At 71.1% G+C, this 13,171-nt stretch carries 12 protein-coding genes; 9 read left to right on the top strand and 3 right to left on the bottom strand.

Annotation, left to right across the window (positions count from 1 at the left end; all coding sequences use genetic code 11):
• Positions 1-7 precede the first annotated feature (7 nt).
• The 8 genes from IEX47_RS16945 to IEX47_RS16910 all read left to right on the top strand — a co-directional run bounded on the left by IEX47_RS16945 (position 8) and on the right by IEX47_RS16910 (position 8,906).
• The gene (locus IEX47_RS16945; RefSeq protein ID WP_188785204.1) at positions 8-865 is read left to right on the top strand and encodes an oxygenase MpaB family protein; all 858 of its coding nucleotides are present in this window, start codon (positions 8-10) and stop codon (positions 863-865) included.
• A 33-nt stretch (positions 866-898) separates the two neighbouring features.
• Positions 899-2,479, top strand: coding sequence for a succinic semialdehyde dehydrogenase (locus IEX47_RS16940; RefSeq protein ID WP_188785203.1), 1,581 nt, complete (start codon positions 899-901; stop codon positions 2,477-2,479).
• On the top strand, positions 2,476-2,949 hold the full coding sequence (locus tag IEX47_RS16935) for a YiiD C-terminal domain-containing protein (protein ID WP_188785202.1): 474 nt from the start codon (positions 2,476-2,478) through the stop codon (positions 2,947-2,949). Before IEX47_RS16940 ends, IEX47_RS16935 begins: the two co-directional genes overlap by 4 nt.
• A gap of 28 nt (positions 2,950-2,977) precedes the next feature.
• Complete coding sequence (locus IEX47_RS16930) at positions 2,978-5,575, top strand: bifunctional FO biosynthesis protein CofGH (RefSeq protein ID WP_229662965.1); 2,598 nt, start codon at positions 2,978-2,980, stop codon at positions 5,573-5,575.
• A gap of 1 nt (position 5,576) precedes the next feature.
• Positions 5,577-6,287, top strand: a complete 711-nt coding sequence (locus IEX47_RS16925; protein WP_188785200.1) for an Abi-alpha family protein — start codon at positions 5,577-5,579, stop codon at positions 6,285-6,287.
• Positions 6,284-7,516: a DUF445 domain-containing protein gene (locus IEX47_RS16920; protein WP_188785199.1), complete on the top strand. Its 1,233-nt coding sequence runs from the start codon at positions 6,284-6,286 to the stop codon at positions 7,514-7,516. The genes IEX47_RS16925 and IEX47_RS16920 overlap by 4 nt, the downstream gene beginning before the upstream one ends.
• 143 nt (positions 7,517-7,659) lie before the next feature.
• On the top strand, positions 7,660-8,457 hold the full coding sequence (locus IEX47_RS16915) for an alpha/beta fold hydrolase (protein ID WP_188785198.1): 798 nt from the start codon (positions 7,660-7,662) through the stop codon (positions 8,455-8,457).
• Complete coding sequence (locus tag IEX47_RS16910) at positions 8,454-8,906, top strand: SRPBCC family protein (RefSeq protein ID WP_188785197.1); 453 nt, start codon at positions 8,454-8,456, stop codon at positions 8,904-8,906. Before IEX47_RS16915 ends, IEX47_RS16910 begins: the two co-directional genes overlap by 4 nt.
• A gap of 45 nt (positions 8,907-8,951) precedes the next feature.
• Here IEX47_RS16910 and cofE read toward each other — a convergent pair whose 3' ends face one another.
• The 3 genes from cofE to IEX47_RS16895 form a co-directional block, all read right to left on the bottom strand.
• A complete protein-coding gene (gene cofE / locus IEX47_RS16905; RefSeq protein ID WP_188785196.1) occupies positions 8,952-9,890 on the bottom strand; it encodes a coenzyme F420-0:L-glutamate ligase in 939 nt (312 codons plus the stop codon).
• A gap of 4 nt (positions 9,891-9,894) precedes the next feature.
• Complete coding sequence (gene cofD, locus IEX47_RS16900; protein WP_188785195.1) at positions 9,895-10,905, bottom strand: 2-phospho-L-lactate transferase; 1,011 nt, start codon at positions 10,903-10,905, stop codon at positions 9,895-9,897.
• A 344-nt stretch (positions 10,906-11,249) separates the two neighbouring features.
• Positions 11,250-11,591 carry a winged helix-turn-helix transcriptional regulator gene (locus IEX47_RS16895; RefSeq protein ID WP_188785194.1) on the bottom strand — a complete coding sequence of 114 codons (342 nt, stop codon included), beginning with the start codon at positions 11,589-11,591 and terminating at the stop codon, positions 11,250-11,252.
• Positions 11,592-11,930: 339 nt separating this feature from the next.
• On the opposite strand from IEX47_RS16895, the gene IEX47_RS16890 reads away from it, so the two are divergent.
• Complete coding sequence (locus IEX47_RS16890; RefSeq protein WP_188785193.1) at positions 11,931-12,842, top strand: DUF6670 family protein; 912 nt, start codon at positions 11,931-11,933, stop codon at positions 12,840-12,842.
• Positions 12,843-13,171: the final 329 nt, after the last annotated feature.

The raw sequence follows: 13,171 nt of genomic DNA, 5'->3' as shown, positions 1-13,171 counted from the left end.
GCTCCCGGTGGATCCGCCCCTCTGGCTGCCGGCCCGGCCGCCCGGTCCGGGGGCCGCCTCCTGGTACGCCGCCAGCGACCTGCGTTTCTTCCTCGTTGCGATCCGGACGCTGGTGCTCCAGGTCGCGCATCCGATGGTGGGCGCCGCCGTCGGGCAGCACTCCGTCTACAAGACCGACCCTTACGGGCGGCTCTGGCGCACCGCGACGTCGGTGATCCGCCAGGTCTTCGGTGGCTACCGCACCGCGGAGGAGGGGCAGCGGCTGCTGGCGATGCACAGGGAGATCACGGGCGTCGACGACCAGGGCCGCCGGTACAGCGCCCGCAACCCGGCGGCGTACGTCTGGGTGCACGCGACCCTGTTCGACGCCTGGCGGCTGTTCCTCCGCGACTATGCGCGCGGGCTGAGCCCGGCCGGGGAGGAGCAACTCTTCGACGAGTGGCGCCGGATCGGCCTGCTGATCGGCTGCGAGGACCGGCTCCTGCCGGGCTCCATCGCAGAGTACGACGAGTACTTCGCGCAGATGTTGACCACGCTGGAGGACAACGAGGTGGTCCAGGACCTGCTGCACAACGCGCCGAAGGCGCCTCCGTTGGTCCCGCAGTGGCTCTTCGACCTGCTCAACGCTCCGCTGCTCCGCTGGCAACGGTCCTTCGTCGCCGAGACGGTCCCGCCGGAGCTGGCCGGCCGCTTCGGCCTGCCGCGCGACGCGCGCACAGCACGGCACGCGCGCCTGCTCGGGGGCTTCAGCAAGCTGCTCGGCCTCGTGCCCGGCCTGGTCCGCCGCAACGGCTTCGCCTCCTGGGCGATGTGGCGGACCTCCCGTGACCCCCGCATCACCCCCGAACCGCTCCGCTACCCCTGACCCCGATCGACCAGAGGACGAGAGATGACCAGCATGACCAGCACAGCCTCGACGTACCGCCCGGCCTGGCTCACCCCGGACCGCGAGGCGGACCTGCTCCGCTGGGTCGTCCGCGCCCCCGACGGTGACGGGCCGGCGCTCACGCCAGTCGCGCCCTACGACCTGCAGCCGACGGTTACGCTTCCCACGTCGACTGCCGACGACGTCGAGAACGCCGTCGGCCGGGGCCGCGCCGTCCAGCCCGGGTGGCACCAGACGCCGGTCCGCCAGCGCGCGAACGTGATGCTCGCCTTCCACGACCTGCTCGTCGACCGCCAGGACGAGGTCCTCGACCTCATCCAGTGGGAGACCGGCAAGGGCCGCCTCCACGCGTGGCAGGAGATCGCCCAGGTCGCGACGATCGCGCGCCACTACGGCCGCAAGGCCAAGGCGTACCTCGCCGACAACCCGGTCCGCGGCATGGTGCCCGTCCTCACGAAGGTGAAGGAGGTGCGCGTCCCCAAGGGGGTTGTCGGCATCATCTCGCCGTGGAACTACCCCCTGTACCTCGGCGTGGGCGACGTCATCCCCGCCCTGCTGGCCGGCAACGCGGTCGTGTCGAAGGCCGACTCGCAGACGCCGCTCACCCTGCTCTGGACACGGGCCCTGCTCGCCGAGGCGGGCCTGCCGGCCGACCTCTGGCAGGTCGTCGCCGGTGCCGGCTCCGTGGTCGGCAACGCGCTCATCGAGGGCGTCGACTACATCTGCTTCACCGGCTCGACGGCCACCGGTCGCCGTGTCGGCGAGCAGGCCGGCCGCCGCCTGATCGGCGCCTCGCTCGAGCTTGGTGGCAAGAACCCCCTCATCGTCCGCGAGGACGCCGACATCACGAAGGCCGCAGCCGGCACGGTGATGGCAGCCTTCGCCAACACCGGCCAGATGTGCATCGCGATCGAGCGCGTCTACGTCCACGACGCGGTGTACGACGCGTTCCGCGACGCCGTGGTCGCCGCCACGCAGGCGCAGTCGATCGGGCAGGCCTACGACTTCTCTGTCGACCTGGGCTCGCTCACCTCGCAGGCGCAGCTCGACGCCGTCTCCGCGCACGTCGAGGACGCCCGGTCCAAGGGCGCGACGGTGCTCGCGGGCGGCCGCGCGCGCCCTGATCTGGGGCCGCTCTGCTACGAGCCGACCGTGCTCGAAGGGGTCACCGAGGAGATGGAGGTCTGCGACGAGGAGACCTTCGGCCCGGTCATCGCGCTCTACCGGTTCGGCTCCGACGCCGAGGCCGTCGCGCTGGCCAACAGGGGCAGCTACGGCCTCTCGGCCAGCATCTGGTCGAAGGACACCGGCCGGGCCGAGTCGCTCGCGCAGCGGATCCGGGCGGGCGCGGTCAGCATCAACGACGGCGCTGCCGCCGCGGCTGGATCGGTCGAGGCGGGCATGGGCGGCATGGGCGACAGCGGCCTCGGCCGTCGCCACGGTGCCGAGGGCATCCGCAAGTACACCGAGTCGCAGACCATCGCCACCCAGCGGCTGATCGCTCTCGGCGTACCCGAGAGAAAGACCGCGGAGCAGTTCGTCACCCTGACCAACCAGCAGCTGAAGCTCTTCAAGAAGCTGGGCCTGCGATGACCGGCCTCGATGCTGCTGAGGTGGCCCGGCGGACCGAGGCCGCGAACGCCCTCACGCCGATCCTGGCGGCGATGGACGTGCGAGCGGTCCGGCTCGGGCGCGGCGTCGCCGAGGCGGAGATCCCGCTCGGCCCCAACGGCAACCACTTCGGCGTGATGTACGCCGGGTCGCTCTTCACCGTCGCCGAGGTGCTGGGCGGCTACCTGCCCGCGGCGACCTGGGACCTGACCGGCTACCTGCCGATCGTGGCCGACATGCAGATCTCGTACCGCGCACCGGCTACGACCACCGTGCGCGCACGGGCGAGCCTCGACGAGGCCGAGCTCGCCCGGATCGCCGCCGAGCTCGAGGCAGGGGCCCCGAAGATCCGGTTCACGCTGAGCACCGTCCTCACCGACACCGCGGGCACATCCGTCGCCACCACGACGGGCAGCTACCTGCTCCGCCGCCTGCCCGACGCCGATGCCTGAGGTCGACGGGGTCGTCCCGCGCGCGCCCATGCCCGACGTGGCCGGGCAGCCCGTGGTCACTCCGCAGCAGGTCCGCCGCGCCCTCGCCCGGGTACGCCGCGGCGCGGCCCTCGACGTGGCCGAGGCGACGGCGTTGCTCGCCGCCCGCGGGGAGGAGCTGGACGAGCTCTGCGCCGCTGCCGCGCGGGTCCGCGACGCGGGCCTGGCGGCCGCCGGGCGGCCCGGAGTGGTCACCTACTCCCCGAAGGTCTTCATCCCGGTCACCCGGCTCTGCCGCGACCGGTGCCACTACTGCACGTTCGTGGAGACACCTGCGCAGGCCGAGCGCGCCGGGCGGGCGCCATACCTGTCGCCTGATGAGGTCGTGGAGATCGCCAGGCGGGGCGCCGAACTCGGCTGCCTCGAGGCGCTCTTCACCCTGGGCGACCGCCCGGAGGACCGGTGGCCGGAGGCGCGTGCCTGGCTCGACGAGCAGGGCTACGACTCGACGCTCGCCTACGTGCGGGCGCTCGCGGTCCGGGTCCTCGAGGAGACGGGGCTGCTGCCGCACCTCAACCCGGGTGTCCTGACTTGGGAGGAGCTCGGCCGGCTCAAGCCGGTCGCACCATCGATGGGGATCATGCTCGAGACCACCTCTCGGCGGCTGCACGAGACGAAGGGCCTGGCCCACTTCGGTTCGCCCGACAAGGACCCCGCCGTCCGCCTGCGCACGCTCGAGGACGCCGGGCGGCACGCGGTTCCCTTCACCTCGGGCCTGCTGGTCGGCATCGGCGAGACCCTGGCCGAGCGCGCAGAGACGATCTTCGCCCTGCGTGCCACGGCTCGCCGCTATGGCGCGGTGCAGGAGGTCATCGTCCAGAACTTCCGGGCCAAGCCCGAGACCGCGATGCGCCACGTCGACGACCTCGCGCTCGAGGAGTACCGCGCCGCGATCGCGGTGACGCGGCTGGTCGTTGGCCCGCGGATGCGGGTCCAGGCGCCGCCCAACCTGGTCGACCTCGACGAGTGCCGCCTCCTGCTGAGGGCCGGCGTCGACGACTTCGGGGGCGTCTCACCGCTGACCCCGGACCACGTGAACCCCGAGCGCCCCTGGCCCTCCCTCGACCGGCTGCGTGAACTCGCCGCGTCTGTGGGTTTCGACCTGCGCCCCCGGCTCACCGTCCACCCCGAGTACGTCACCGGCTCGCTCAAGCGCGGCGAGGCCTGGATCGACCCGCGTCTGCATCCGCACGTCACGGCGCTCGCGGGCGCCGACGGGCTGGCCCGTGCGGGCGTCCGTCCGACTGGCCTGCCCTGGCAGGAGCCGGACCCGGCCCTGGAGGGCGCCGGCCGCACGGACCTGCACGCCACGATCGACACGACCGGGCGCACCGCCGACCGTCGCGACGACTTCGACAGCGTCTACGGCGACTGGGACGAGCTGCGCGCGTCCTTCGCCGCGCCCGCCGCGGCACCGCGCTCACGGGCCTCGGTCGACGGTGTCGCAGCCCTGAAGGCCGCGGAGCGTGACCCCGCCGGGCTGTCGGAGGAGCAGGCGCTGGTCCTGATGGAGGCGGAAGGGGCGTTGCTCGACGAGGTCGTCGCACTCGCCGACCACCTGCGCCGGGAGACAGTCGGCGACGAGGTCACCCACGTCGTCAACCGGAACATCAACTTCACCAATGTCTGTTACGTCGGCTGCCGGTTCTGCGCCTTCGCCCAGCGCCGCACGGACGCCGACGCCTACTCGCTCTCACTCGACCAGGTGGCCGACCGGGCCGAGGAGGCGTGGGTGCTCGGGGCGACCGAGGTCTGCATGCAGGGCGGTATCGATCCACAGCTGCCGGGCACGGCGTACTTCGACCTGGCCGCTGCGGTGAAGGCCCGCGTGCCGGGGATGCACGTGCACGCCTTCTCGCCGATGGAGATCGTCAACGGCGCCAGCCGGACCGGGCTGTCGATCGAGGAGTTCCTCGTCCGGGCTCGCGAGGCGGGCCTCGACACGATCCCCGGAACCGCTGCGGAGATCCTCGACGACGAGGTCCGCTGGGTGCTGACGAAGGGCAAACTACCGACGTCTGCGTGGATCGAGGTCGTCACCACCGCGCACCGGGTGGGTGTGCGGTCGAGCTCGACGATGATGTACGGCCACGTCGACCGACCCCACCACTGGGTCGCTCACCTGAAGCTGCTCGCCGGCCTCCAGGAGCGCAACCAGGAGCAGGGCATCGCCGGCTTCACCGAGTTCGTGCCCCTGCCGTTCGTGCACACTTCGGCGCCGCTGTACCTCGCGGGCGTGGCTCGCCCCGGCCCGACGATGCGCGACAACCTCGCCGTCCACGCGATGGCCCGGATCCTGCTCCACGGCCGGATCGACCACATCCAGACGTCCTGGGTGAAGCTCGGTGTCGAGGGGGCCCAGGCCATGCTCGGAGCCGGAGCGGACGACCTCGGCGGCACGCTCATGGAGGAGACGATCTCGCGTATGGCCGGGTCGGGCCACGGGTCCGCGAAAACCGTCGAGGAGCTCGCCGAGATCACCTCCGGCATCGGCCGCCCGCTCCGCCAGCGGACCACCCTGTACGCCGACCCGGCAGCCGTGACGGTGGCCACCGGCCTGCCGCTGGCCACCGTGAAGGCGGGATGACGTGGGCATCTTCGACCAGGTCGCCGGAGCCGTCCGGGCCATGCCCGGTGGTGCCTTCCCGGCCCAGCTGATCGAGCAGGTGGGCCGCATCGCCGCCGCCGCAGAACAGGCGGCACTGCGCGCGCTCGCCGACCGCCTCCTCTCAGCGGCGTCGACCCGCCTTGACGTGCCGGCGCTCCCTGCTCCGGCAACGCGTGCGGTCACGCCAGCCCGGCCCCGTGCCGCGGGCACGCCGGAGACGCCGGCAGCGCTCCTCGACGACCTGCTGGCACGGGCCATGCGCGGCAGCACCGAGACCGGTGACGAGGACTACCACCGCAAGCTGCTGCGGCAACTGGTGCCGGACGAGGCGCGCATCTTCGCCTCGCTCGCCGCGGGACGGCCGTCGCCCACCGTCAGCGTCTACCGCCGCGGCAACGGCGACCCCGTCCTGCGCTACGCCTCGCTGATCGGGCGGACCGCCGCGGTCACGGTGCCCAGCCGGACTCCGGCGTACCTCGCGCACCTGTTGCACGTCGGCCTCGCCGAGCTCGGCCCGGAAGACCCCGAGCAGGCCGCTGGCTACGAGCTGGTGCTGGCTGAACGGGCGGTCCGGGACGCGCTGCGCGAGGGCCAGCTCGGCAAGGTGCCGGCGAAGGTCGTGCGCGGCACGATCCGGCTCAGCCCGGTCGGTCGCGAACTCTGGGACGTCGCCCGCCCGGAGGGATCGTGAACACGCCGGCCGAGGCGTGGTCGTTCTTCCTCGACCACTGGTTGATCCTGCTGTCCATGCCGGTGGTCGCCGGGTTCATTGGCTGGATCACCAAGGTCCTGGCGATCGAGATGGTGTTCCGCCCCATCGAGTTCCGGGGCATCGGCCCGATCGGCTGGCAGGGCCAGTTGCCGCGCCGGGCGGCGAAGTTCGCCAGCCAGGCCGCCGAGATCATCCTCGACAACGTCATCGAGCCACGGGAGCTCGTCGATCGCCTCGACCCGCGGCGGGTCGCCGCGGAGCTCGATGACGTCGTGGTCGCGACGGTCGAGGACCTCGCGCGCGAGCTGACCGGCGAGCGCTGGGACCGGCTGCCGGCAGCCGTGCGCGGCGCGATCGTCGCCCGGGCGCGAGCCCGCGCGCCCCAGCTGGTGGAGAACCTGCTGACGACAGCCAAGGAGAACATCGACGAGGCGTTCCAGCTCAGCTACATCGTCACCGCCGAGCTGATCCGCGACAAGGTGCTGCTCAACGACCTAGTGCGAGGACCGATGGCGCCGATCATGGGGTTCATGCGCCGCTTCGGCCTGCTCTTCGGGGCGTTCGTCGGCTCCGTCCAGATGGTCGTCTTCGCCTTCACCGAGAGCCACACCGTGATCCCGGTCTTCGGCCTCGTCATCGGGCTCGTCTCCGATTGGCTGGCGCTGCAGATGCTCTTCCACCCCAAGGAGCGGAAGCGCTATCTCGGCATCTTCCCGTGGTACGGCATGGCCTTCGCCTACCGGGACCACTTCGTACGCGAGTACGGCGTGCTGGCAGCCGAGCGGATCTTCACGCCGAAGGTGCTGCTGGACGCAATGCTCGAGGGTCCGCTGGCCGACCGCCTCTTCGTGATGGTTCACGACGAGGTGCATGCTGCCCTCGATGCCGAGCTCGGGCTCGTCGAGCCGCTCGTCCCCGCCGCCATCGGGTCGGCCCGCTACCAGGCCATGCGGAGCACGGTCGTTGCCCGCGCGCAGGCCGCGATGCCAGCGGCCGCCGAGCGCCTCGAGCCGTACGCCGCCGAGGCGATGGACGTGGAGAACACGCTGCGGGCGACGCTGAGCGCTCTCACGAACGAGGAGCTCGAGGAGATGCTCCGCCCGGTCTTCAAGGACGACGAGTGGCTGGTCGTCGCCGTCGGGGGCGGCCTCGGGTTCGTCGTCGGCGAGCTCCAGGTATTGCTGCTCACCACCCTCGGAGGACTCTGATGACCATACGCCCCGCTCCCTCCCTCGCCCGCGCGCGTGTGCGACGCATCGCGTGGGCTCTCGCGCCGTTGGGGCGTCGCGGATCGTCGGCTTGGGAGCCGGATCTCCCGCCTCTCCAGCAGCTCCGCACCCGGAGCGGCACGATGGGTGTCCGCATCGTCCCGGGCCCTGCGGAGCTGCCACCCGTCGTCCTCCTGCACGGCGTCACCTGGAACGCCGCGCTGAACTTCCACCAGGTGGTCCCCGCGCTGGCCGGCAGCCGGATGGTCGTTCTCATGGACCACCGGGGCCACGGCGAGGGCCTGCCCGGTGCCGGTCCCTACGCCATGGAGGACCTCGCCGACGACGTGGTGGCCGTGCTCGACGAGCTCGGCATCAGCAGGGCCGTGCTCGTGGGGTTCTCCCTCGGCTCGCTCACCGCGTTGCAGGTGGCAGCGCGTCGTCCGGATCGGGTCGCGGGCCTCGTGCTGACCGCGGGCTGCCTCGCGATGGCTCCCGGCCGTGTCCTGCGGGCAGCCCTCTGGATCATGACCTGGCTGCTGTCCGCTCTCGCCCGGGTAGGGGCCGGGCACATGATCGCACCCCGCTACTTCGGCCTGAACCGGCGCGCCCCGTCTGCCGAGTTCGCGCGGGCGTGGCCGTGGATCCGCCGGCAGCTCGAGGCGAACGACCCGCGCTTCCTCGCGCCGGCCGTGCGGGCGGCGCTCGGCCACGACCTCCGGCCACAGTGCGCGCTGATCGCGCGAACCCCCACGCAAGTCGTCGTCCACGAACGTGACGCGCTCATCCCTGCTGCGCTCCAGTGGCGGATGGCGCGCGAGCTGGGTGCCGATGTCGTCTCGATCGATGCCGACCACGAGGCCCCGCTGTCCCACCCTGAGCTCTACCGTGATGCCGTCGTGGCTGCTGTGGCGGCCCTCGGTGCAACGGATGCGGCATGAGCAGCATCGTCGAGCAGAGCCTCGAGATCGCCGCGCCCGCGTCCGTGGTCTTCGCCTATGTGGACGACTACGCCACCACCAAAGACTGGATGTACGGCCTGCACCGGATCGAGCCGGTGACCGAGCAGACCCACGGCGTGGGGGCGACGTACGACGGGGTGATGAAGCTCGGTGTCTCCCTCACATCGCGGATCAGCTGTACGGGCTGGGAGCAGGACCGGCTCCTCGAGCTGACCTCGGTCAGCGGCGTCCGCAACACCCAGTGGTGGAGCTTCGCCGATCTGGGAGACGGCCGCACGCGCGTCGACGTCCGGATCAGCTACACCCTGCCCGGCGGACCAGCAGGTCGAGCGATCGCCGCCGCGGTGAAGCCGGCGATCGCCGTCGCGATCCGGCACACGAGCGCGGCGCTCGCCCGCAACGTCGAGGGCAGAGGCGCGCGGCAGTAGGCGGCGCGGCAGGACGCAGCTGGGCGCCCGATGCCCCGGGCGCGGCTACCGGCTGTCGAGGGGCCGCAGCATCCCGTCGTCCACGCGTTGCCAGCCGTGCGCGAAGGCGAGGGCCGCAGCGACCTCGGGGGCAATTCCGCTGACGTGGAGTCCGTTGCCCTCGGCCTTGACGGAGGCGTCGGGGGCGACGACGTGGAAGGCGGCCCGGACTTCGCCGGATGACGCCGACGAGCCGAACGTTCTTTGGTCGCCGGCACGGCCGGCGAGCGCCCGTACGACTGCCTCGCGGGCGCCGTAGCCGAAGAGGTCGCCGCCCTCGCGCCGGATCACGGAGGCCGCCCCTGGGCCGTCGTCGCGCGGCGGCAGGACGAGGTCGGCACGCCCACGGACCACGGCGAACGGCCGCCCACCGAGCTTGCCCTGGGCGAGCTCGGCAGTACTGGCGAGCTCGTCGGCGACGGCGGGGGCAGTGACGGCGAGCTCGTTGCCGTACGAGTCGGTCCGCCCTGCGAACTGCTCCAGCACGCGTACGCCGGCCGCGCCGATCGCGATGTCGGTCTGGCCCTCGCGCCAGGCCCGGCCAGCTGTATCCGTGATGATCACGCCCACGTTGTTGCCGGTGCGCTCCTGGATCGCAACGCGGATCGCGCGCGCCGAGGCGTCGGGGTCCTCGGGGAGTAGGACCACGCTGCCGGCGGCGACGTTGCTGTTGTCGATGCCGGCCGCCGCCATCGTCAGTCCGAGGTGATTGCGCACGATCGTCGTCTCACCGCGGCGGGCGACCACCCGCAGCGTCTCGCCGGGCAGCTCGGCCGCCGTCGTCGACGTACGCAGGCGGCCCTCGGCCTTGCTGACCACCTTGCTGGTCACGACCACGATGTCGCCGTCGGTCAGCTCGACGAGGGGGAGCAAGAGGGCGACCAGGTCGTCGCCCGGGCGCACCTCGGGCACGCCGTCAGGGGCGACGACCCGCAGTTCGCTCATGCCGTCATCCCACCAGCTCGAGCGCCGCACGAGCCATGGCTGCCGTGGCATCGTTGTCGGTCATCATCAGGGGCACGGCCGCGCACCTGATGCCCAGTGCCTCGACCCGCTCGACGAGCACGCTGTCGCAGGTGTCGACCAGCCAACCGTCGAGGATGCCGCCGGTGCTGCGAGCGCCGAAGTGACCGGCCACGCCGGCTGCCGAGACCTCGACGCCGATGCTGGTCAGCATCTGCTCTGCCATGCCGCGGATGTGGTGGTCGCCGACGATCGGGGAGACACCGACGACCGGGCCGGTGCGTGCCTGAAGCGCGTCGCGGATGCCGGGTACGCCGAGGATCGTGCCGACGGAGACGACCGGGTTGGACGGTGGCAGGATCACCAGGTCGGCGTCGCGGACCGCCTCGACGACGCCGGGAGCCGGGGTGCTGGTGTCGAGGCCGACGAAGGCGAGCGCGTCGGCCGGAACCTCGGCGCGGAGCCTGACCCAGTACTCCTGGAAGTGGATGACCCGCTTGCCGGACGGGGCACTGTCGTCGGCGATGGCCACGTGGGTCTCGACCCGGTCGTCGGTCATCGGCAGTAGGCGCAGCCGGTCGCCGTAGCCTGGGGTCAGCCATCGGTCGCACAGCCGGCGGGTGATGGCCGAGAGGGGGTAGCCCGCCTCGATGAGCTGGGTGCGGACCAGGTGTGTGGCGATGTCGCGGTCGCCGAGACCGAACCAGGTCGGCTCCACGCCGTACGCCGCGAGCTCGGCCTTGGCGCTCCAGGTCTCGTCGCGGCGTCCCCACCCGCGGCCAGGGTCGATGCCGTCGCCGAGGGTGTACATGACGGTGTCGAGGTCCGGGCAGACCTTGAGGCCGTGTACCCAGATGTCATCAGCGGTGTTGGCCACCACGGTGACCCTCGTCTCCGGTCCGGTTGCGGGCGCGAGCGCACCGGAGGACAGGCCGTGGAGGAGGCCCTGTAGGAACTTCGCGCCTCCCATGCCGCCCGAGAGCACCGTGATGTTCATGTGCACAACACCTCAGATAGATCGTGGGTCCGCGGTTTCCGGATCATTGACAGTTGCACTGTCATGCTACCGGATCGTCGCGTTGATCAGGACGCTCGGCGAGGCGAGGGGGTGCAGTTGCCCTGTGGTGCCGACGGCAAGCCGTTGAGATGGATGCGGTTAAGCGAAAATGCGTTCGCCACGGCGGGGTCGGAAGCGCCGTGAGGCGGCGCACGTCTCCCGCAGAAACAGCACCGCCTCGCCGGGAAGCACACGTTCAGCCGCGGCCTAAGTGGACTCGTAGCGGGGGTCGGCTGGGGCAGCGCGTCCATCGACATGACCGAGCTGAACCCTTGCGGGCCCTATCAGGGGAGCGACGCAGTCGGCCGGGTGATCGCTTCGGTCAGCGCGGTGGACGGTGCTGGATTTGGCTCGGCTCCCGTCGCGGTCGCCCATTCGTCGGACCACGCCCACAGGGGCGCGAGGGCGACAAGCAGCGACGTGCCGACGTGGGTGAGGCGGTAGGCGCCCGTCGCGTCGGTCTCAGCGAGGCCGACCGCCGCAAGCTCCCGAAGGCGGGTGGCGAGGACGCTGCTCGAGACCCCGTCAAGCCGCCGCTGTGCCTCGTTGAAGCCGAGGGGGCCCTCGCCAAGCTCGCCAATGATGCGCAGCATCCAGCGTCGGCCGAGCAGATCGAACGCAGCCATGATCGGCCGACCCGACTCGGACCCGCGCACCGGCTGACCGGGCTGAGGTGCGTTTGACAGGGCCACGCACCCGAGGCTACAACAGTCCGACCGGCCACTTCGAAAAGCGAAGTGGCTGTGGGTTTGGAATGGTGCCACCCGCGGTGCCAAGGTCGATCACGCAAGGGGACCGAGACGATGATGAATTCGCGAAGCGCAAGCGCGGCGGCGGCGAAGGTAGCGGCCAAGGCGGCGGGACGCCTGCTCGGGGCCCATGACACCAAGGAGCGTGCACTGCCGTCCGGCCCTCTCCTGGCGCCGTACGCGTCCGGACGGCGCTGGACGTTCTCTCACTTCAACGTGGTGATCGCCGACCTGCCCGAGCCGCACCGGCACCTGACCTGCATGGCCATGGTCGGGCGTACCGGTGTCGAGGTCTTCGACAACGACGACGTCATCGCAGGTACCCCGCGCACGACGGCCACCCTCTCCATCGGCACCGCAGCAACCGGCCCCGGCTGGTTCGAGCGCTACAACACCCTCGCCGACTGCGACCTGCGCGAGGACGGGTCACACATCCAGTTCGGACATGACCTGATCATCGACGGAACCTTCCCCAACTACCGGATCATCGTCGACCGACCCGGGCTGCGACTCGACCTCGACGTGCGGTGCACCGGCCAGGTCACCTGGTTCGCTCACAGCCCGCTGTACGACCACGTCGGGTACCCCGCGCGCTACGAAGGCACGTTGACCTACGGGGGTGAATCCCAGACGATCGCTGGCGTTCTCTCACTCGAGCACGCCCGCATGCTGTCGCTGACCGCACTACGCAACCGCAACATCCCACGGGCGCTCAAGTTCCCCTGGAACTTCTTCACCTACCACGTCGTCCAGCTTGACCCTGACACCACGCTCATGCTGGCCAGCACCGAAGCCTTCGGCCAGCCGGTCATGACAGGCGCGTGGCTCAAGGAGCTTGACGGCAAGTCGCGGCGCTGGGTCAACGGCGAGGTCACCTTCGAGGTACTCGACTATCGCCCGGAGGTGCAGACCGCTCCCGACGGATCGACCACGCGTCTACCCCTCCACTTCCGCTGGCGCATCCGCAACGAGCTCGGCGCTGTTCACACCGAGATCATCGGCCGCACCGATACCGATGTCGTCTACGGCGTCGGCACCGGCTGGATCGGCGGCTACACCTATACCGGCCACCACGACGGACAACCTATCGACGGCACCGCCTACATCGAGTACGTCCGTAGCCGCTGACCGGTGGCGCCGTCCCGAAGCGGGCGGGAACGCGCGATAGAACGGGGACGACCCGACGAAATCGCGCCGACGAGCATCAGCCCAGAGATAACGAGTAGGGGCCGCCCTGCTGCGCAGGCGCCCCTTAGGCGGGGTTGGACGGAGACAGCCGATCCTTCTGGTGGTCACAACCTCACGTTGCCGGTGCCCTACCGTGCCGGCGGACGTCGGCGTGAGCCCGCACGTTGCCGAATTCGGCTCTTAGGTAGGTCAAGTCCCGGGTAGTGGTGTAGCGCTGCGTTCCTTCGTTTGGGTTGGTCAGGCGATCAGGGCGGGCAGGTCATTGGCTC

The sequence above is a fragment of the Nocardioides phosphati genome (genome assembly GCF_014646375.1).
In the GTDB taxonomy this organism is placed as follows: Bacteria; Actinomycetota; Actinomycetes; order Propionibacteriales; family Nocardioidaceae; genus Nocardioides; species Nocardioides phosphati.
This window is presented reverse-complemented; position numbering and strand designations above follow the sequence as displayed.